Here is a 19,813-nt window from a genome sequence, read left to right as displayed (position 1 = left end):
AGGACGAAGACCATGAAGACACGCAAGCTCGGATCGCAGCTCACGGTTTCAGCAGTCGGGCTCGGCTGCATGGGCATGAGCCATGCCTATGGCGGACAGGACGAGAGCGAATCCATCCGCACGCTTCACCGTGCCGTGGAACTCGGCGTCACCTTCTTCGACACGGCAGAGGTCTACGGCCCGTTCGAGAACGAGATCCTGGTTGGCAAGGCGCTGAAATCTCACCGGGATAAGGTGGTGATCGCCACGAAGTTCGGTTTCAGGATCGATACGAGCAAAACGGGCGCCAACGCGATGTCCGGCGTCGATAGCCGGCCGGAACATGTCCGCGAAGTCGCGGAGGCATCGCTCAAGCGGCTCGGCGTCGAGGTGATCGACCTCTTCTACCAGCATCGCGTCGATCCGCAGGTGCCGATCGAAGACACGGTCGGGGCCATGGCCGAGCTCGTGAAGGAGGGCAAGGTCAGAACGCTGGGATTGTCGGAAGCCGGCGCCGATATCATCCGCCGGGCGCATGCCGTTCACCCGATTTCGGCACTGCAAAGCGAATACTCGCTCTGGACCCGCGATCCGGAAGGCGAGATCCTCGATACCTGCCGCGAACTCGGCATCGGCTTCGTGCCCTTCAGCCCGCTCGGCCGAGGCTTTCTCACCGGCAAGATCCAGAAGCCGGAGGATTTCGGCGATAACGATTTCCGCCGGACGCTGCCCCGTTTCAGCGAAGAGAACATGGCTGCCAATGCCGCGCTCGTGAAAATGCTCGAGAATATGGCCGCGGCCAAGGGCGTCACGGCCGCCCAGCTCGCACTCGCCTGGGTCATCAATCAGGACGATTTCATCGTGCCGATCCCCGGAGCAAGAAAGATCGGCCATCTGGAACAGAACGTCGCGGCCGCCGAGATCAGCCTTTCGCCGGAGGAACTGAAGACGCTCGGCGACATGCTGGCGCCGGAGAAATTCGCCGGCAGACGGTATGGCGATGCAGCCATGTCACTAACGAACCGGTGATTTGCGGCTACAAATCCGGATTGACTGCTCTACATCCGCCAACGGAAACAGGAGGAAACCATGTCGGAGGAGCAGGCAATCCAGGCAGTCGTCCATCTCTATGTCGACGGGATGACCTTTGCGCATGAGGCTGCGCTTCGAAAGGCCTTCCACCCGAAGGCCTGCATCATCGGCAACTTCAGCGGAAAAGTTGAATGGCTCTCCCTCGACGAGTTCATCAGCGCCGTCGTCTCGGAGGGGGCGGCGCCGGCCGGCACGCAGCCTCCCATCGATATCGAAGCTCTCGACGTGACCGGCGACGCGGCAACCGTCAAGGTGGTGGACGAGTTCGCCGGAATGCGGTTTTCGGATTATCTCTCGCTTCTGAAGACCAATGGACGCTGGATGATCGTCAGCAAGCTCTATCACCTGCACTCCTGATCGGTGGGGGCCTCATCGGGCCAATGCGGGAAAGCCCTCGTAGAACTTCGAATGGTCGCCCTCATGATTGGCCATTCCAGGCTTCGTCAATATGCCGCGCGGCTCGGCGAAACTGCGGATGCGTCGCGCCGGCCTCTCGTGCCACTGGATGTTGACGGCCCATAGCTTCGGAAAGAAGCAGAGCGAACCGTAGGGCAGATGGTCGTGAATCCACCAGGCGAGCTTTCGCCAATCGCCCTCCTCATGATGGTGGTCGATGAGCCATGGCACGACGACGCAGGCCGTCGCACCCATGAAGCCCTGCGCATCCCGCCGGTCCCAGATGTGATCGGCCGCCGTGTTCGCATTCGAAGCGCAGTTCAGGTTATTCCTGTTGCCGAACTCGTTGACCTTAGCCGAACGATAGCCTGAGCGGAGATGCAGCCGCCCGAAGGTGGCCTGCATCGGCTCGAGCAGTTCCTCGCAGAGATGACGGCCCGCCTCGATCGCCAGATCAGGATCCTCGGGAATATTGGGTATGCCGTAGAAGCTCGATATTTCGGAAAACAGGAAATCACGGAAAAAGAAGTTCCTCGAGAGCCGGACACGGCCAAGCTCTTCCAATCCCTTCATCGATCCCGGTGAGCGCATCCTACCTCCCAAAGAAAAAGCCTGCCCCACATTCAGCAGAGCAGGCTATCTTTGGGCGGTGATTCACGCCACCCGTTTTCAGGCTCGCAGGACCCCGCCCGTCGTCTTCTCGACATTGGCGACGATCTTGGCGGTCAGAGCCTCGAAATCCTCATCCGTGAGCGTCCGCTCAGCCGGCTGAATAAGGACCTCGATCGCCACCGACTTCCGGCCTTCGCCGAGCGAGGCGCCCTCGAAGACATCGAAAACATTGACCCCGGAGATCAGCTTGCGGTCGGCACTCGATGCAGCCTTGATGATCGCGCCGGCCTCCACTTCGCTTCCCACCACGAAGGCGAAATCGCGCTTGACCACCTGGAAGGGAGAGAGCTCCAGCGGCGGCTTGGTGCGGGTCGCCTTCCTCTTCGGTTCCGGCATGGCATCGAGGAAGACCTCGAAGCCGCAGAGCGCACCGGAGACATCGAGCGCGCCGAGTGTTTTCGGATGGAACTCGCCGAAATGGCCGAGCACGACCTTCGGACCCATCTTGATCGTGCCCGAGCGGCCGGGATGGTACCATGACGGCGCACCCTTCTCGATCTGCACGTTGGCCATGGGAAGGCCGCAGGCTTCGATTACGGCAAGCACATCGGCCTTGGCATCGAAGACATCGACCGGCTTGCCGCCGCCTTTTGCATTGTTCGACCAGAGCCGGCCGGCGCCGTTGAGCGATGCCGTGCCGCGGCGAATGCCGCCGGCAACGCGACGCTGGCCTTCCGGCGTATCGGTCTCATAGGTGCCCGATACCTCGAAGATCGCCACATCGCCAAAGCCCTTGTCGGCATTGCGCTGCGCGGCCGTCAGCAGGCCGGGCAGCAGCGAGGGGCGCATATCCGACATGTCCGACGCGATCGGGTTCGCAAGCTTCAGCTCGCGCCTTCCTCCGCCGAAGAGCTTGGCCTGTTCTTCCGGAATAAAGGACCACGTGACAGCCTCGAGCATGCCGCGCGAGGCAAGCGCGCGCCGTGCCGTACGAGAGCGGATCTGCAGCGTCGTCAATATCCTGCCGTTGACCGCCGCATGGCTTTCCAGCGGCTCCGGCTTGATCTGGTCGACGCCATGGACGCGCATCACCTCTTCCACGAGATCCGCCTTGCCGTCGATATCCGGCCGCCAGGAGGGGACCTTCACCGCGACGCTCTCGCCGGTCCCCTCAACCTCGAACCCGAGACGGGTGAGAATGGAGCGGCTCTCTTCGGTGGAGACTTCGAGGCCGGTCAGCCGCTTCACTTCCGAATAGGGGAAATCAACCACCTTCGGCGTGTATCCCTTGTAGCCGACGACCTTCGCCTCCGCTGCCGTGCCGCCGCAAAGCTCCAGCACCAGCTCGGTCGTGCGCTCAAGACCCGGAACCATGTATTCCGGATCGACGCCGCGTTCGAAGCGATAGCGGGCATCGGTGATGATGCCCAGCGAGCGGCCGGACTTGGCGATGTTGATCGGATCCCAAAGCGCCGACTCGATCAGCACATCCGTAGTGTTCTCGTCGCAGCCGGAATGCTCGCCGCCCATGATGCCGCCGATGGATTCGACACCGTTGTCATCGGCGATGACCACGTTGTTGGGCGTCAGCTTGTATTCGCGGGTGTCGAGCGCCAGCACGGTCTCGCCGGCAAGCGCGCGGCGTACGGTCAGGCTTCCCTTCACCTTGGCCGCGTCGAAGACGTGCATCGGGCGGCCCTGGTCGAAGGTCATATAGTTGGTGATATCCACCAGCGCATTGATGGGGCGCAGGCCTATCGCCTTCAGGCGCTGCTGCATCCAGGCGGGGCTCGGGCCGTTCTTGACGCCGCGCACGAGGCGGAGCGCGAAACCAGGGCAAAGCCGCTCGTCATCAAGCACGATCTTGAGGCCGACCGAGGTTTCACCTTCCACGCGGAAGCTTGGCTTGGCCAATGTCTTCAGCCGCCCAAGACCGGAGGCCGCGAGATCGCGAGCGATACCATGGATCGACGTGCAATCAGGCCGGTTCGGCGTCAGATTGATCTCGATGACCGGATCATCGAGGCCCGCATAGCTCGCAAACGGCGTCCCGACCGGAGCATTCTCCGGAAGGTCGATGATGCCCTCGTGACTGTCGGAGATGTTCAGCTCCTTTTCGGAGCACATCATGCCGTGGCTTTCGACGCCGCGGATATTGCCGACGGCGAGCGTCACATCGATGCCGGGAACATAGGTGCCGGGGCGCGCAAGCGCGCCAACGAGGCCGGCACGGGCATTCGGAGCCCCGCAGACGACCTGCACGGGCTTGCCATCGCCGGCATCGACCATGAGCACCTTGAGGCGATCAGCCGACGGGTGCTTTTCCGCCGAGATCACCTTGGCGATGACGAAGGGCTTGTAGGCCGCCTTGTCATCGACATCCTCGACCTCAAGGCCGATCGCGGTCAGGCGCTCGCAGATTTCCTCGAGCGTTGCATCCGTTTCCAGGTGGTCCTTCAACCAGGAAAGCGTGAATTTCATCGGTTCATCCTCCCCGTTACGCGCTCAAGCCGCCGAACAGCGTCGGCATGTCGAGAGGGCGGAAGCCGTAGTGGTTCATCCAGCGGACATCGGCGTTGAAGAAATCACGCAGGTCCGGCATGCCGTATTTCAGCATGGCGATGCGATCGAGGCCCATGCCCCAGGCAAAGCCCTGATATTCGTCGGGATCAAGTCCGCCGGCCCTCAGAACGTTCGGATGCACCATGCCGCAGCCCAGGATTTCCATCCAGTCGCTACCCTCGCCGAACTTAACGATCGGGCCGGAGCGGTCGCACTGGATATCCACCTCGAAGCTGGGTTCGGTGAACGGAAAGAACGACGGGCGGAAGCGCATCGTCACCGACGGCACCTCGAAGAAGGATTTGCAGAACTCTTCCAGGACCCAGCGCATGTTACCCACATGCGCCTTGCGGTCCACGACCAACCCCTCGACCTGATGGAACATCGGCGAGTGGGTGGCATCGCTGTCCTGGCGGTAGGTCTTGCCGGGAATGATGATGCGGATCGGCGGTTTCTGCGCTTCCATGGTGCGGATCTGCACAGGCGAGGTGTGCGTGCGCAGCACCTTGCGCTCGCCCTTCTCATCGGGAAGGAAGAAGAAGGTGTCGTGCATCTCCCGGGCCGGATGGCCTTCGGGAAAATTCAGCGCCGTGAAATTATAATAGTCGGTCTCGACATCCGGACCTTCGGCTATCGAGAAGCCCATGTCCCCGAATATGGCGGTGATCTCATCGACGATCTGGCTGATCGGATGGATACGACCGCGCTCGGCGGGCGAAGAGCGCACCGGTAACGAGACGTCCACTGTCTCGGCCTTGAGGCGCGCGTCGATCGCCGCATCCTTCAGCACCGTCTTGCGGGTGGCGATCGCATCGGCGATCTCGTTCTTCAACTCGTTGATCGCCGCGCCGCGGTGCTGGCGCTCTTCCGGCGACATGGTTCCGAGCGTCTTCAGGAGCTCGGAAACCGAACCCTTCTTGCCGAGGGCGGCGACGCGAACCGCTTCGATCGCCGGTTCGTCGGCGGCTCCGGCGATCTCAGCCAGAAGCGAGTTTTTCAGTGTTTGCAGATCGGACATGTTCTCTTCCGTATGATGGTCGGCGAGATTATTTGGAAGTCGTGACGCTTGTCTGTCAGTGTCGTTCGTCAAACAGACATGTGTGCTGCAATGAAAAACCCGCGCCAGCCCAAACCAGCGCGGGTTTCCCAAAATCGATGAAGCTAATAAAGCCTGGGAAGCGCTGGTTAACGAACCGCGCTTTCAAACTCGTTGGCAGTGCCGGCTTCCTTGAGGTACTCGAGAGCCTTCTTGGAAGCTTCGACCAGAGCGCCGAAGGCTGCCGGTTCATGGATCGCCATGTCGGACAGAACCTTGCGGTCAACCTCGATGCCGGCCTTGTTGAGGCCGTCGATGAAGCGGCCATAGGTCAGGCCGAATTCGCGGACAGCGGCATTGATGCGCTGGATCCACAGAGCGCGGAAATTCCGCTTCTTCACCTTGCGGTCGCGGGTGGCAAACTGCCTGGAACGATCGACGGCAGCCTTTGCTGCGCGGATCGTGTTCTTGCGGCGGCCGTAGAAGCCCTTGGCTGCCTTGAGGGTCTTGGTGTGCTTGGCGCGGGAAGTTACGCCCCGTTTTACGCGTGCCATGTCATGATCTCCTTATTGATCCAATCGCTCGACTAGTCTCAGAGACCGTTCGGCAGGTAGTTCTTGATAACCTTCTTGCCATCGGGTTCGGCAAGGATCATCGTTCCGCGTGCATCGCGGATGAACTTGTTGGACCGCTTGATCATGCCGTGGCGCTTGCCAGCGGCGGCTGCAACGACTTTGCCCGTTGCGGTGACCTTGAACCGCTTCTTGGCAGCCGATTTCGTCTTCATCTTGGGCATTTTGCTACTCCGTTCTTCTAATCGAAACCAGCAGACGAGGCTAGTTTCAAGCATTTAGAACGGCCACGGCATGCCCTGCCGGACCGTTCGGACGCGCGCTTATAACCGCAGTCGGCCAAAAGCGCAATGGGAAAGAAAGCATGCGGAATACCGGTGCGAACGCCGGTCAGCCTCCCCGCAGGACGCTTGGTGCGGCGCTTATCTCGGCGCCAGCACCATCATCATCTGGCGGCCTTCGAGCTTGGGCTCGGCTTCCACCTTGGCAATTTCCTGGGTGTCGTCCTTGACCTGAAGCAGGAGCTTCATGCCGAGTTCCTGGTGGGCCATTTCACGGCCGCGGAACTTCAGCGTCACCTTGACCTTGTCGCCATCCTCGAAGAAGCGGTTCATGGCCTTCATCTTCACGTCGTAATCGTGCGTGTCGATGTTCGGGCGCATCTTGATTTCTTTGACTTCGACGATCTTCTGCTTCTTGCGGGCTTCGGCGGCCTTCTTCTGGTTCGCATATTTCAGCTTGCCGAGATCGAGGATCTTGCACACCGGCGGATCATTGTTCGGCGAGATTTCTACGAGGTCCAGTCCCGCTTCCTCGGCCATGCGAAGGGCCTGGTCGGTCGGTACTGCACCGAGATTCTGGCCTTCGGCATCGATAAGCTGGACCTTGGGAACGCGAATTTCCCTATTGGAGCGCGGCCCCTCCTTGACGGGGGCATCGGCTTTGAATGGTCTGCGAATGGTCGTATTCTCCATATTGTTTCAGAACGCAAGCAACGCCTCTTGCTCGCCCGGCCTTAAGGCCGACGGCAATGTCGTGATCGCTCGCACGAAGTCAATAGCACACCGCCACAGAAAAATCACCTGCTGTCGCGCGCTGCGAATCTGTTTTATAGCGCCGGAAACTCGTTCCGAGGAGCCCGCCATGACAGACGCCACAGACATGACCATACCGAAAAGGATCATCGTCGGTTCCGGAGCGGAAGCCCGGGAGATCGCCGTTCTCCACCGGCCGGCGACCAGGAAGGGCGCGGCTGCGATCGTCTGGCTCGGCGGCTACCGCTCCGACATGTCCGGCACGAAGGCGATCGAACTCGATGCGCTGGCTGAGCGCGCTGGTCTCGCCGCGATCCGCTTCGACTATTCCGGTCACGGTGTCTCGGGAGGAGAATTCCGCGACGGCACGATCTCGCGCTGGCTCGAGGAGGCGATCGCCGTTCTTGAGGATATCAAGCCGAAACGCGTCTTTCTGGTGGGGTCGTCCATGGGCGCGTGGATCGCGCTCCGCCTGGTGCAGGAACTGAAAAAGCGCAAACGAGCGCCTGCCGTCAAAGGTATCGTGTTGATCGCACCGGCTCCGGATTTCACCGCCGAACTCATCGAACCCAACCTCACGGAAGCCGAACGCCGCTCGCTCGACGAGCGAGACTATTTCGAGGAGCATTCCGCCTACAGCCCCGAGCCCAATATCTACACCCGCGCCCTGATCGAGGACGGCCGCAAAAACCTGGTAATGACGGGCATCATCGAAACCGGCTGCCCCGTTCATATCCTGCAAGGCATGCAGGACCCCGACGTGCCCTACAAGCACGCACTGAAGCTCATGGAATTCCTGCCGGCCGACGACGTGGTGCTGACGCTCATCCGCGACGGCGACCACCGGCTCTCACGCCCCCAGGACATCGAAAAGATTCTCGCCGCGACCACGGCCCTCATTAATGAATGATGAGAAATTGAGCTGCCGCTAAAATGCAGCACTTTAACCATAATTCCGGTCCGTACGCATTAATACTTCTGTAACGATTGACTCTCTGCCCGTTCCGCTCTTTAACTTTTCGTTAAGACTTGAGGGACGGGTCCATGATGAAAGCCTTGTCGGCGCGGCATGTTGCCGTGATCCTAGCATCTCTTCTTGCGCCTACGAGCGCTGCACTTCCGGCATCGAGCGCAAGCGCCTCGATGATTACCGGCGGCAATACTTCACAGCCGATCGGTCACTACGAATTCTGCAAGCAATATCCCAGCGAGTGCAATCAGCGCAGCCGCTCGACACCGCCGGCAAAGCTGAGCGCCCGAGGCTGGGCGACGGTGCGCAGCGTCAACTCCTCGGTCAACGCCCGCTATGTCGCGATGACCGACATGGAAATGTACGGGCGCGAAGAGGTCTGGGCTTATCCGAAGGATGCCGCCGACTGCGAGGACTACGCCCTGCAGAAGCGCCGTGAGCTAATGCGCCGGGGCTTTTCGCCCGCCGACGTCCTGATAACCGTGGTGCGCAAGCCCGATGGGGAAGGCCATGCGGTTCTGACCGTGCGGACCGCCGAAGGCGATTTCGTGCTCGATAATCTCGATAACCGGGTGCGCCCCTGGTACGAGACGCCCTATACTTTCCTGAAGCGCCAGGCTTCCTTCAACAGCGGCCGCTGGGTCACCATCGAGAATGGCCGTGATGTCGTGGTCGGTGCGCTGCGATAAGCCGGTACCCGATCACCGGGAAGAAAGACCGCCTGCGATCCACCCGATCGCAGGCGTTTTTTTATGGCTGTGGGCTCGAATATGCCGCACCGGCGCCCGGCCCTTCGCTCAGGCTCAGGGCGTTCGACGCTGAAATCGATTCACTGGATCGATTTCTCCGAGCGCATCCGCGCTCGGTCGGGTCTTACCCATTCCCGATGATGATGCCGGCGGCGAGAACCAGCGAGCCGCCGAACACGACCTGGAAGACCGCGCGCATGAAAGGCGTCTCCATATAGCGGTTCTGGATGAAGGCGATCGCCCAAAGCTCGATGAAGACGACCAGCGCGGCGATTGCCGTTGCCGTCCAGAAATGCGGGATCAAATACGGTAGCGCATGGCCGAGACCGCCGATTGCAGTCATGATGCCGGACGCAAAGCCCCGTTTTACCGGAGAGCCCCGGCCGGAAATCTTGCCGTCGTCATGCGCGGCCTCGGTGAAGCCCATGGAAATTCCCGCGCCGACAGATGCCGACAGGCCGATGAGGAAGGTGGACCAGGTGTCCTGGGTGGCGAAGGCGGCGGCAAAGATCGGAGCAAGCGTCGAGACCGAGCCGTCCATCAAGCCCGCCAGGCCCGGCTGCACATAGGTGAGGACGAACTGGCGATGTGCCGCCTCGTCCTCCTCCTGCCGCACCTCTCCCGGCAGATGCTTCTCCTCCAGCATGCGGGCGATCTCCTCATGCCCCTGTTCGGCAAGCGCCAGATCCCCCAGCAGCTGCCGCGTCGAGGCATCGGATACGCGCTTTGCCGCTTCGGCGTAGAAGCGGCCGGCCTGAACCTCCATGGCCTCGGCCTGCGTACGCGCCGTTTCCAGCGGCAGATTCTTTCTCAGCCAATCCGGCTTGCGTTCGTAGAAGCCACGCACATGCTCACGCCGGATGAGCGGAATGCGCTCTCCGAAGCGGGCACGGAACATCTCGATCAGCATGTTCTTGTGCGTTTGCTCCACCTCGGCCATGTCCTCGAAGACCTTCGCCGACGCCGGATAGCCTTCCCGCAATCCGTCCGCATAGCCGAGATAGATGCGGGCATCCTCCTCTTCCGAGGCGATCGCAAGCGCCAGGATTTCCTCCTCGCTCAGGGAATCGAAAGACCGTTTGGAATTGGGCAACAGGTGGCGCAGCATGAAAACCTCTTTTAGAATAATTCTAAATTAAAGCCCTGGAACAAAAATTCAAGACAAAAGCCGCGCGCGGTGAAAGTCGGATGAAAAAATCAGCCATTCCGCAATTTCCGCAAAGAAATGACGTTTGCAGCGCAACAATTATAATTTTTTACTTGCTCGCGGCGAAACGAAGGGATTAAGAGCGGCGCATTTGGCAATCCGGGCTCTCGCAGCCAGAAAGGCTTACCCGTCATGAACCGCAGAAATTTCATTCGTCAGGCAGGTACGGCCGGCATGGGCGCCGCCGCCGCAAGCGTTCTGGCTGCCCCGGCCATCGCGCAGGAAAAACCGAAAATCACCTGGCGCTTGACTTCCTCGTTCCCGAAGAGCCTGGACATCATCTACGGTGCGGCGACGGAGATCGCCGAAAGCGTCAAGGAAGCCTCGGACGGCAATTTCGTCATCCAGAGCTTCGCGGCGGGAGAAATCGTGCCTGCGCTGCAGGCAGCCGATGCGGTGTCCGCGGGGACCGTGGAGATGGCACATACCTGCTCATATTATTATGTCGGCAAGGACCCGACCTTCGCGCTCGGCACGGCCATTCCCTTCGGCCTCAATGCGCGCCTCACCAACTCCTGGTTCTCGGTGGGCGGCGGCAACGAGCTGATTAACGAATTCCTCGCCGGTCACAATCTCTACGCCTTGCCGGCCGGCAACACCGGTGCCCAGATGGGGGGCTGGTTCCGCAAGGAGATCAATACGATCGACGACCTCAAGGGCCTGAAGATGCGCATCGCCGGCCTGACCGGCCAGGTGATGCAGAAGGTCGGCGTGACGCCGCAGCAGATCGCCGGCGGCGACGTCTACGCCGCGCTTGAAAAGGGCACGATCGACGCGACCGAGTTCGTCGGCCCCTATGACGATCATAAGCTCGGCTTCGTTAAAGTGGCAAAATACTATTACTATCCCGCCTGGTGGGAAGGTGGCCCGACGGTCCACGCCTTCTTCAATCTCGAGAAGTTCAACGCTCTTCCGAAGAGCTATCAGCGCATGCTGAAGGATGCCTGCGCCAGCGCCAACCAGAACATGCTCGCCCGCTATGACGCGCAGAACGCCACGGCTCTGAAGCAGCTCGTCGCGGAAGGCGCGGTGCTGAAGGCGTTCAATCAGGATATCCTGGACGTCTGCTACAAGGCGGCCCAGCAGACCTATGCGGAAATTTCCGCCGCCAATCCGGCCTTCAAGAAGATCTACGACCACCAGCAGGCCTTCAAGAAGGACGGTTACCTGTGGAACCAGATTGCCGAATATACTTACGACACGTTCATGATGATCCAGCAGCGCAACGGCACGCTGTGATGGGCTCTGCCATTAGCTGAGGCTTCATGTCTTCCCGCCTCCTTCCCGACCGGAAGGAGGCGTTTTTTATCCGCCCGCTCGCGATCGCCCAGCAGGCTCCGCTCTCCGGGGGGTGATTTTCCGCTCCACATTCGGATTTAAAATCATCACTTTGGCCTAGAAATATCTCGCGGCCTCAATGCCTTTGAAAAATTTAATCCGCCTTTGGCGTTGATTATCCTCCGATAAAGCTTATATTCATCAAAATCGAAGTTGTGTGCGACCTTTGTTCACGAGCCTTGGGCTTAGTCAGATTTCCTCTCAAATATCGATGCAAGCGGGCGATATACTGCCCGCCAACTCTAGCGATTGAAAGGAAATCGTTATGAATACTGGCACTGTAAAGTGGTTCAACAGCACCAAGGGTTTCGGCTTCATTCAGCCCGATGATGGAACGACGGATGTTTTCGTTCACATTTCGGCTGTCGAGCGCGCCGGCATGTCCTCCCTGAAGGACGGTCAGAAGATCTCTTACGAGATCGTTCGCGATCGTAAATCCGGCAAGAGCTCGGCTGACAATCTGCGGGCTGAATAATGTCGTTCGCCTCCGCTGACCACGGATGTACTGGCAGCGAGCGCTTGAACGATAGGAAGAGGTCGGGGTAACGCCCGGCCTTTTTGTTTTGCACCGGCGTCAGCCGGGATCCCAAGGAGAAGACGATGAAGGCAAATCTCCATGCCGTCGATGATGTCATCGTGCTGAAGGCGAGCCTGATGCGGACAGCCAATGGCGACCGCACCTGCCGGATCGTCGGCCTTCTTCCGGCTGCCGACAGCGGAGAGCGGCAGTATCGCGTTCGCTTCGGCAACGAAAACTTCGAACGGCGGATTCTGGCGAGCGACATCGACACGACGGCAACGACGACGCTCGCCGAGAAGGAGGAAACCTCCTCCACGACCACGGGTGGCCCATGGCTGAGGCCGGGAAGCATCCGTGTGAGCAAGTAAGTAAACCTCTTGATGGACGAGGGATCGGTAATCCCCCGATGGAAAGGATAAAGTTTGCAAGTTCTTGTCAGAGACAACAATGTCGAGCAGGCACTTCGTGTGCTGAAGAAGAAGATGCAGCGTGAGGGCATCTTCCGCGAGATGAAGGCGCGCAGCGCTTATGAAAAGCCGTCCGAGAAGCGTGTGCGTGAAAAGGCGGAAGCCGTGCGGCGCTATCGAAAGCTCGCCCGCAAGAAGGCACAGCGCGAAGGCTTGCTGCCCGCACCGAAGAAAGCTGTTCGCGCTCGCTAATCTTCCAGCTTCTCGCCCGGACATCACACCAGGAAGGAAGACATCATGACCGCCACCAAGGACGAATTCTTCAATCCCGCCAAGCTTTCCGCGCGCGACAAGGCAGCCGCCACAGACAGTACGGCCCGGGCCATCATTGCCGCGGAAGATTCGCAGCGGCAGAAGAAGACGGAGAAGCTGAGACTGCTTCGGCTCGAACGCGAAGCCGCGCAGTCTTCCGATGCTCCGGCTCGGCCAAAAGGGCGAAAAGCACCTGTGAGCCACTGAATTCGAAAGCCTGGAGACGCTCCAGGCTTTCTTCTTTCTATGGGTTTGCCGCTCAGGCCGGTTGGAGCCTCTGCGGACGCGGCAACGGCGGGAAGGCGAGCGCGATCGCTACCGCACCGAGCCCCACAAGGGCGGAGCCGATAAAGAGCCAATTGTAGTTCGCAAAATTATCGAAAGCCCAACCGCCCGCAAGCGGCCCGAAGGCCATGCCGATGCTCGACAGCATCGTGGCGGCCCCCAGCACCGTACCCAATATGCGGGCTGCAAAATATTCCCCCGCCAGCACGGCATAGAGCGGCATCACCCCACCATAGGTGCCCCCGAAAATCACCGCCAACACGTAGAACTGCGTCAGTTCGCTGACCATCGTATAGGCAGCGATGACGGCAGCCTGAATCAACAGCCCGGTGATCAGAACCGGCTTCACGCCGAGCTTGTCGGCAAGAAGGCCGAAGAGCACGCGGCCGCCGAGGCCCGCCGCACCCTCCACGCTGTAGATGCTGACGGCAGCCATCGGCCCTATGCCACAGAACATGGCGTAGCTCACCATATGAAAGATGGGGCCGGAGTGAGCTGCGCAACAGGCAAAGAAGGTAAAGCCAAGGACCAGGAATTGCGGTGAGCGCAACACCCGCGACAGCGACATGCCTTCCGTCTGGGCGATCGGCCGGGCGGCTGCATTTTCCGCAACGGCCGCGGGTGGGTTGCGCACGAACATTGCGGCGGGCAGCAGCAGAACCCAAGCGCCGATACCGATCAGAAGCATGGCGACGCGCCAGTCGTCATAAGCGCTGATCAGCCAGCGGGCGAAGGGTGAGACGGTCATGGGCGCCATGCCCATGCCGGCGGAAACGAGCGATACCGCGAGGCTTCGATGCTCATCGAACCAGGACATCGTGATCGCGATCATCGGCGCGAAGAAAGCACTCGCCGAAAGCCCCACGAGAACACCGTAGGTAAGCTGGAAAGCCAGCAGGCTCTCGGCCCGGCTCGCCAGCACGAGCGCCAGTCCAAGCAGCACCGAGCCGATCAGCACGACGATGCGCGCGCCGAAACGGTCGCTCATCGCGCCCCAGAAAAACCCTCCCAACCCCATGACGATGAAGTTCAGCGTCATGGCACTCGAAATTCCGGCCCGGGACCACTGCGTATCCGTGGCGACCGGTTCAAGAAAAATGGCCAGCGAAAACATCGTGCCGACGGCCACGCAACCCATCAGCGCGCCGGCGGCGACAATGACCCAGCGATAAGACATACTCATGCCTGCTCTCCCATTGTGACGGAACCTTCGGCAACGGGGGCTTTTCTTTCCGCCTCCCGTTGCCGCTCGTCCTTCAGGACGTTTGACGGGACAGCATTCCGACAGTGCGTTTTATATTTTTGACGAAAACCTAAAGAAGGGAGGTACCGAACCACGGGACTGGAAGCCCGGCCGACATCTCAAGAGCATGTGAGGCCGCTTGAAACTAAGCTATCCTGATCCTCTCCGAGGGAGTAGCGAGGCATTGCCATTGAATGAAAAATCGCTGATCGCCGCCCGGGATCGGCTGCTTGACACCGCGGTGCGGTTCTTCTCCAGGGATCCGGCCATCATCGGAATATTTCTCGGCGGGTCGCTAGCCGCGGGGAGCGCAGATGCATTTTCCGACATCGACCTGAGGATCGTCGTGAAGCCTGATCGTCATAAGCATTATGTCGATCGGCGTCGGGAATTTCCAAAGTCTTGGCCCGGCTTCCTGTTCAACGAGTGGATGCCTGGCGCCCAGCATTGCGTCTCGCATTTTCAGCCGTTCGGGAAGATCGATATTTTCTACTACGATGCCCGCGCATTGAACCCTTCACCCTGGTATCGACTGCCGATCAGGATATTGCTCGACCCCGAGGGGATTGTTGCGGAACTCTTGGAGCGTTCGCAGGGCTTGCCCTTCAGCGTTTCCGAGGATGATCTCGATTTTTCGATCAGCAAGGGGTTGGCGGCCGCCCACGAGACCTATCGGCGCGCCGAGCGCGGCGAGCTGTTCTATGCTCACTCGCTGCTCGACGAGCTGCGCCAGCACATCATGCACGCTGACGATTGGCTTCACGACCGGACGTCTGAAACCACCGTAATGGCGAAGTTCGAACGGCGCGCAAGCCCTGCAGTTCTCGCGGCGCTCAAATCGTCCTACGTCCCTTGCGAGGCGGAGGCGATTTTGACCGCGCTCCGGCTATTGGCAGGGATTTATCGGGCCCAGCTCATGGAACTGCACGGCAAGTTCGATATGTCCCGCGCGCTCGCCTCGGACCTCGAAGCATTGGATATCGTTTTGTCGCAGAACTCCTAGGTTCAAGGCTCGCGGGTTCGAACGGCTGGTGACGTCAGTTGCTGCCGTCGTTCGGCCGCGGCTTGCCGACATTGACATTGGTCGAGACCGTCTTGCCGTCCGGCGCCTGGCCGTAATAGGTACCGCCCAGATGACCGCCGGCGCTGGTGTTCTTCACCTGCCGCTCGGCCCGTTTCACGGCTTCACGCACGTCGCTCTTGCTCATATCTGCCTCCAGTTTCAGATTGATGACAAAGGTTTAACCGAAGAGGCGCCGATAGGTTCCTCATCGAAACGTCGCGGAATGAAGCTGCCTCTTCGCGCTTGACGAAAGGATTCCCATTTCATATTTGGAAACGATCATTTCCTAATTCTTCTTTGTTCGAGTCCTCCATGACCAACACCTCCACCTCCATTCCCGCACCTCGGCTGCCCGGACGCCCCCGCGAATTCGAGATGGAGGAAGCGCTGGATAAGGCGATCATCGTCTTTTCCGAACGCGGCTATCACGCCGCTTCGGTATCGGAACTCACCGAGGCCATGGGGCTGACGGCCGGCAGCCTCTACAAGGCGTTCGGAGACAAGATGGCGATCTTTCTCGCCGCCTTCGATCGCTACAAACAGGTGAGAAACGGGCTTCTGGAACAGGAGCTTGCCGAAGGCAGCAGCGGCCGCGACAAGGTGTTCCGCATGCTGCGCTTCTATGCGGAAGCCTCTCATGGGGAGTACGGCCGGCGCGGTTGCCTGGTGGTAGGTACCGCGATCGAACTAGCAATCCTCGATGCGGAAGCCGCCGAGCGCGTCAACCGCTCGATGGCCCGTAGCGAGGCGCTGTTTAAAGCCATGATCCGCGAAGGCCAGGCCGACGGCTCCATTCGCGCCTCGCTGGACCCGGATGCCGCCGCCCGCCTTCTGCTCTCCATCACACAGGGACTGAGGGTGCTCGGAAAGGCGGGAACAGACCGTGACCGCGCTCTTTCCGTGGCCGAAACGGCCATGAACCTTCTCGATTGATTTCAACCTATTCCTTCCTCCCCCGATCCTTCCTCCTAAGGAGCTTTTCATGACAAGCAATTCGGCAACGATGGCCCCGCCGGCCACCTCCGCCATGTCGGCCGGCATGACCTTTCTCATGGCGGCGGCCTGCGGCCTCATCGCCGCAAATCTCTATTATGCTCAGCCGCTCGCCGGTCCGATCGCCGCCTCGATCGGCCTGCCCGTCCATGCGACCGGTTTCATCGTGACACTGACCCAGATCGGTTATGGGCTCGGCCTGCTGCTGATCGTGCCGCTTGGCGACCTCCTCGAAAACCGAAGATTGATCCTGACGATGATCGGGATCGTGACGATTGCGCTTCTGGCCGCCGGCATCTCCTCCACGCCGCTGCCCTTCCTCGCTGCCTCGCTGGCGATCGGCCTCGCCTCCACGGCCGTGCAGATGATCGTTCCCTTCGCCGCCAATCTGGCGCCGGATGCCATGCGGGGCCGGGTCGTGGGCAATGTCATGAGCGGCCTCATGGTCGGCATCATGATGGCCCGTCCGGTCGCGAGCTTCATCGCCCGCTTCTCTTCCTGGCATACAGTCTTCTTCATTTCAGCGGCGGTCATGGTCCTGCTCGGTCTCGTGCTGGCCGCCAGGCTGCCGAAACGGATGCCGCAGACGAAGCTCAGCTACGGAGGTCTTCTGGCTTCAATGGGCGAACTTGCCGCCACACAGCCGATCCTGCGTCGCCGAGCCGCCTATCAGGCCTGCCAGTTCGCAGCTTTCAGCCTGTTCTGGACCGTCACCCCGCTGCTGCTTGCCGGCCCGGCCTTCAATCTCACTCAGGCGGGAATTGCGCTTTTTGCACTTGCCGGCGTTGCAGGCGCCATCGCTTCACCGATTGCGGGACGACTGGCCGATCGAGATCTCGGCACGCCGGCGACAGCCTTTGGTATCGCCGCGGTCGCGACCGCCTTCCTCATCACGCATATCGCTCCCGAAGGTTCCACTTTGGCGCTCGCTCTGCTGACTGCCGCCGCGATCCTCCTCGATTTCGGCGTCACCATGACGCTGGTGATCGGCCAAAGGGCGATCTACGGGATCGGCGCCGAGCTTCGCAGCCGGCTGAACGGCATCTTCATGGCGACCTTCTTCTGTGGCGGAGCGATCGGCTCGGCGGTCGGCGCCTGGGCTTTTGCGGAAGGCGACTGGCTTCTCGCCTCCTCCATAGGGCTTGCGCTGCCCGTCATCGCTCTTGTCTACTTCCTGACGGAACGGCGCTGAACATTCCGGCCGAGCATAGCTGCGTGGGATCGCAAATCAGAAGGAAAACAGATGGATTACGAGGTGCGGGAGGCTCCCGAAGCCGGCATCGAAATCGAGAGCTACCTGTTGCGCGATTTGCGTTCCCTCCTTCCGCAAGGGGAGAACATTTCCGTCACCTATGCCGTCCGGGATGACAAAGGCACGCTGGTTGCGGGCATTTCCGGAGCCACATCTTATGGCTGGCTGCTGGTGAAGGTCCTATGGGTTCATGAAGACCATCGGGGCCAGGGATTGGGAGCGCGGCTGCTCGCCATCGCCGAGAACAAAGCACGCGAGCTCGGCTGCCATGCCGCATGGCTGGACACTTCCAATCCCGCCGCCGAGACCTTTTATCGTCGACATGGCTATAGCCTGTTCGGAGAGCTCGAAAACGGCGAAGGCGAGCTGCCCGAACACCACCGCCGCGCCTTCATGCGGAAGCGGTTCTAGGGCGACGCGCAAGCAAGGCCAATCCCCAGCCGGTCAGCAGAAGGCAGATACCGCTCGCCACTGTCCGGACGACATTCCAGAATTGCCAAGGCTGCGAATACTCCTGCCATATTCGCGCTGCCTCTGAACGATCCGCCGGCGTGTTTGCAGCCGCCAGAGCCTCGTTCATCGGAACGTTGACGCTCAGGGTGAGGACTTGCCCTCCAACGAGATAGACGCAGGCGGCCAACGCGAAAACCGCCGCTGCGCCGCGCAGACCTTTCACGAAAGCCAGCAAGGCGGTCAGGAGGAGTACAGGGCTGGTTCCAAAGAAGGCCGGCGCGAACACTGCGTTGCGCACCGAGGCATTCATTGCCTTCATCGCCTCCATGGCCACTACGGGATCGGCCGCATCGAGGCCCCACATCGTGGAACATACCCAGGCATAGAAAAATCCGAAGATCGCACCGCTCAACATGAGCGACAATCCGGCAAAAATGAAAAGCAGCGACATCATGCCAAGCCTCCCACCGAAACATTGAAGAGCTGGCATGAAATGCGGCGCTTTCCAAGTGAAAGTAGTATGAAGGCCATACGCAGCCGCTGTGCTGCCTGGCAGAACGGTCCGGATCGTGTTCGGGGACGTGCTCGAACGTGATCGAGGTCGAGAAGGCCGCGGCTTTTGCGGAATATCCCGCCATCGCTTCTCAACCATGACGAGGTTCTCATGCGGTCGATTTTTTCTGTTCTCATAGCATTGCTGGCCAGCGCTGCTGCCAGCTCCCCAGCCCTTGCAACCGAACCAGTGGGCGTCCGGAAGCTCAGCGTGGTTTCGCCCGATCACGGCAGGGCGCTTGCCGTGACCGTCTGGTATCCATCGAAAGGCGACGGCGCACCCGTGCTTGTCGGCGACAGCCGGGTTTTCGAGGGATCGCCGGCATCGAAAAATGCCTCCGCTGGAAACGGCCGCTTTCCCCTGGTGCTGCTCTCGCATGGCTCCGGCTCCCGCGCGGAAGGCATGGCATGGATCGCCACGAAGCTTGCCGAGGCGGGCTTCATCGTTGCCGGCCCCAACCATCCCGGCACCACGGGCGGCGATTCCACGCCGGCCGCCACGCCTAGAATATGGGAACGCACGCAGGACATCTCGGATATCATCACCGCAATGACCCGCGACGACCGCTGGAAAACGCTGATCGACAAGGAGCGTATCGGGGTTCTCGGGTTTTCGCTCGGCGGCGCCACCGCGATGGAGCTTGCCGGGGCACGCGCCGATCTCGACGCCTATATCCGCTATTGCGACGACCAACCGTCGATGATGGATTGCCGCTGGTTCCGGGGAGGGCGCGGCTTCGCCGACGGAGAGGAGGTCGAGGTCGACGAATTCGATCTCCACAGCCTGGACAAGTCCCACTTCGAACAATCGAACCGCGATCCGCGCATCGTTTCGGCGGTCATCATCGATCCCGGTCTTGCCACAGTCTTCAAGCCAGAAAGCGTGAAGGCCATCGATATCCCGCTGACCCTCGTCAATCTCGGCAGCGCCGGCCATATCCCGGTCGCGGTGCTTTCGGATGTCCTGGCGAAACAGGCGCCGACCGCCACCTACGCGCAGGTGGCCGATTCCGACCATTTCAGCTTTCTGCCCGTCTGCAAGACGGGTGCGGCCGAGTTCCTGAAATCCGTCGGCGAGCCAGACCCGATCTGTGAAAACACAGGCCGACGGCGGGCCGATATTCACGAGGAACTCACCAGTCTCATAAGGCAGGCTTTCGAGCGAACGCTCAAACCCGGAAACTGA

The 19,813-nt window shown here is 60.5% G+C and carries 24 protein-coding genes; 14 read left to right on the top strand and 10 right to left on the bottom strand.

Going from position 1 to position 19,813, the window contains the following annotated elements:
- The first annotated feature begins 12 nt into the window (after positions 1-12).
- Positions 13-1,008, top strand: coding sequence for an aldo/keto reductase (locus YH62_RS09720; protein ID WP_046793992.1), 996 nt, complete (start codon positions 13-15; stop codon positions 1,006-1,008).
- A gap of 60 nt (positions 1,009-1,068) precedes the next feature.
- Positions 1,069-1,428 (top strand): nuclear transport factor 2 family protein, encoded by a 360-nt coding sequence (locus YH62_RS09715; protein ID WP_046793991.1) that lies wholly within the window; start codon positions 1,069-1,071, stop codon positions 1,426-1,428.
- A gap of 12 nt (positions 1,429-1,440) precedes the next feature.
- Here the strand turns inward: YH62_RS09715 and YH62_RS09710 are convergent, their stop codons facing one another.
- The 6 genes from YH62_RS09710 to infC all read right to left on the bottom strand — a co-directional run bounded on the left by YH62_RS09710 (position 1,441) and on the right by infC (position 7,208).
- Entirely contained in the window at positions 1,441-2,058 is a 618-nt protein-coding gene (locus tag YH62_RS09710) for a hypothetical protein (protein WP_046793990.1), read from the bottom strand.
- A gap of 78 nt (positions 2,059-2,136) precedes the next feature.
- Positions 2,137-4,560: a phenylalanine--tRNA ligase subunit beta gene (gene pheT, locus YH62_RS09705; RefSeq protein ID WP_046793989.1), complete on the bottom strand. Its 2,424-nt coding sequence runs from the start codon at positions 4,558-4,560 to the stop codon at positions 2,137-2,139.
- Positions 4,561-4,576: 16 nt separating this feature from the next.
- The gene (gene pheS / locus YH62_RS09700; RefSeq protein WP_046793988.1) at positions 4,577-5,659 is read right to left on the bottom strand and encodes a phenylalanine--tRNA ligase subunit alpha; all 1,083 of its coding nucleotides are present in this window, start codon (positions 5,657-5,659) and stop codon (positions 4,577-4,579) included.
- A 167-nt stretch (positions 5,660-5,826) separates the two neighbouring features.
- Positions 5,827-6,231 carry a 50S ribosomal protein L20 gene (gene rplT / locus YH62_RS09695; RefSeq protein ID WP_046793987.1) on the bottom strand — a complete coding sequence of 135 codons (405 nt, stop codon included), beginning with the start codon at positions 6,229-6,231 and terminating at the stop codon, positions 5,827-5,829.
- Between the two features lie 38 nt (positions 6,232-6,269).
- A complete protein-coding gene (rpmI, locus tag YH62_RS09690) occupies positions 6,270-6,473 on the bottom strand; it encodes a 50S ribosomal protein L35 (RefSeq protein ID WP_046793986.1) in 204 nt (67 codons plus the stop codon).
- A gap of 198 nt (positions 6,474-6,671) precedes the next feature.
- On the bottom strand, positions 6,672-7,208 hold the full coding sequence (infC, locus tag YH62_RS09685) for a translation initiation factor IF-3 (RefSeq protein ID WP_245282079.1): 537 nt from the start codon (positions 7,206-7,208) through the stop codon (positions 6,672-6,674).
- 184 nt (positions 7,209-7,392) lie between these two features.
- Between infC and YH62_RS09680 the strand changes: the two genes are divergently transcribed.
- Positions 7,393-8,193 carry an alpha/beta hydrolase gene (locus YH62_RS09680; RefSeq protein ID WP_137326625.1) on the top strand — a complete coding sequence of 267 codons (801 nt, stop codon included), beginning with the start codon at positions 7,393-7,395 and terminating at the stop codon, positions 8,191-8,193.
- Positions 8,194-8,327: 134 nt separating this feature from the next.
- Positions 8,328-8,942 carry a transglutaminase-like cysteine peptidase gene (locus YH62_RS09675; protein WP_046793984.1) on the top strand — a complete coding sequence of 205 codons (615 nt, stop codon included), beginning with the start codon at positions 8,328-8,330 and terminating at the stop codon, positions 8,940-8,942.
- Between the two features lie 184 nt (positions 8,943-9,126).
- Here the strand turns inward: YH62_RS09675 and mbfA are convergent, their stop codons facing one another.
- Positions 9,127-10,110 carry an iron exporter MbfA gene (gene mbfA, locus YH62_RS09670; RefSeq protein WP_046793983.1) on the bottom strand — a complete coding sequence of 328 codons (984 nt, stop codon included), beginning with the start codon at positions 10,108-10,110 and terminating at the stop codon, positions 9,127-9,129.
- 231 nt (positions 10,111-10,341) lie between these two features.
- Here mbfA and YH62_RS09665 point away from each other — a divergent pair, with 231 nt between their 5' ends.
- The 5 genes from YH62_RS09665 (at position 10,342) to YH62_RS09645 (ending at position 12,993) form a co-directional block, all read left to right on the top strand.
- Positions 10,342-11,448, top strand: coding sequence for a TRAP transporter substrate-binding protein (locus YH62_RS09665; protein WP_046793982.1), 1,107 nt, complete (start codon positions 10,342-10,344; stop codon positions 11,446-11,448).
- Between the two features lie 364 nt (positions 11,449-11,812).
- Entirely contained in the window at positions 11,813-12,022 is a 210-nt protein-coding gene (locus tag YH62_RS09660) for a cold-shock protein (protein ID WP_046793981.1), read from the top strand.
- 125 nt (positions 12,023-12,147) lie between these two features.
- Positions 12,148-12,435: a hypothetical protein gene (locus YH62_RS09655; RefSeq protein ID WP_046794323.1), complete on the top strand. Its 288-nt coding sequence runs from the start codon at positions 12,148-12,150 to the stop codon at positions 12,433-12,435.
- A 54-nt stretch (positions 12,436-12,489) separates the two neighbouring features.
- Positions 12,490-12,726, top strand: a complete 237-nt coding sequence (gene rpsU / locus YH62_RS09650; protein WP_046793980.1) for a 30S ribosomal protein S21 — start codon at positions 12,490-12,492, stop codon at positions 12,724-12,726.
- A gap of 45 nt (positions 12,727-12,771) precedes the next feature.
- The gene (locus YH62_RS09645) at positions 12,772-12,993 is read left to right on the top strand and encodes a hypothetical protein (protein ID WP_046793979.1); all 222 of its coding nucleotides are present in this window, start codon (positions 12,772-12,774) and stop codon (positions 12,991-12,993) included.
- Between the two features lie 52 nt (positions 12,994-13,045).
- Here the strand turns inward: YH62_RS09645 and YH62_RS09640 are convergent, their stop codons facing one another.
- Positions 13,046-14,254 (bottom strand): MFS transporter, encoded by a 1,209-nt coding sequence (locus YH62_RS09640; RefSeq protein WP_046793978.1) that lies wholly within the window; start codon positions 14,252-14,254, stop codon positions 13,046-13,048.
- 250 nt (positions 14,255-14,504) lie between these two features.
- Between YH62_RS09640 and YH62_RS09635 the strand changes: the two genes are divergently transcribed.
- Positions 14,505-15,317 carry a nucleotidyltransferase domain-containing protein gene (locus YH62_RS09635; protein WP_052760377.1) on the top strand — a complete coding sequence of 271 codons (813 nt, stop codon included), beginning with the start codon at positions 14,505-14,507 and terminating at the stop codon, positions 15,315-15,317.
- A 34-nt stretch (positions 15,318-15,351) separates the two neighbouring features.
- Here the strand turns inward: YH62_RS09635 and YH62_RS30460 are convergent, their stop codons facing one another.
- Positions 15,352-15,522, bottom strand: a complete 171-nt coding sequence (locus YH62_RS30460; protein WP_170986297.1) for a hypothetical protein — start codon at positions 15,520-15,522, stop codon at positions 15,352-15,354.
- A 167-nt stretch (positions 15,523-15,689) separates the two neighbouring features.
- On the opposite strand from YH62_RS30460, the gene YH62_RS09630 reads away from it, so the two are divergent.
- Genes YH62_RS09630 through YH62_RS09620 form a run of 3 tightly spaced genes read left to right on the top strand, consistent with a single transcriptional unit; the run spans position 15,690 to position 18,033 of the window.
- On the top strand, positions 15,690-16,310 hold the full coding sequence (locus YH62_RS09630) for a TetR/AcrR family transcriptional regulator (RefSeq protein ID WP_046794322.1): 621 nt from the start codon (positions 15,690-15,692) through the stop codon (positions 16,308-16,310).
- A 49-nt stretch (positions 16,311-16,359) separates the two neighbouring features.
- A complete protein-coding gene (locus tag YH62_RS09625) occupies positions 16,360-17,562 on the top strand; it encodes an MFS transporter (protein ID WP_046793976.1) in 1,203 nt (400 codons plus the stop codon).
- Positions 17,563-17,613: 51 nt separating this feature from the next.
- On the top strand, positions 17,614-18,033 hold the full coding sequence (locus tag YH62_RS09620) for a GNAT family N-acetyltransferase (protein WP_052760376.1): 420 nt from the start codon (positions 17,614-17,616) through the stop codon (positions 18,031-18,033).
- Here YH62_RS09620 and YH62_RS09615 read toward each other — a convergent pair.
- Entirely contained in the window at positions 18,014-18,529 is a 516-nt protein-coding gene (locus YH62_RS09615) for an anthrone oxygenase family protein (RefSeq protein ID WP_046793975.1), read from the bottom strand. The two genes, YH62_RS09620 and YH62_RS09615, sit on opposite strands and share 20 nt — an antisense overlap.
- 210 nt (positions 18,530-18,739) lie before the next feature.
- Here YH62_RS09615 and YH62_RS09610 point away from each other — a divergent pair, with 210 nt between their 5' ends.
- Positions 18,740-19,813, top strand: coding sequence for an alpha/beta hydrolase (locus tag YH62_RS09610; RefSeq protein ID WP_046794320.1), 1,074 nt, complete (start codon positions 18,740-18,742; stop codon positions 19,811-19,813).

Origin of the sequence: Rhizobium sp. LC145 (assembly GCF_001005825.1) — a bacterium.
GTDB lineage: Bacteria > Pseudomonadota > Alphaproteobacteria > Rhizobiales > Rhizobiaceae > Neorhizobium.
Note: the sequence above shows the minus strand (reverse complement) of the source record. Positions and strands in the feature narration are given on the sequence as shown.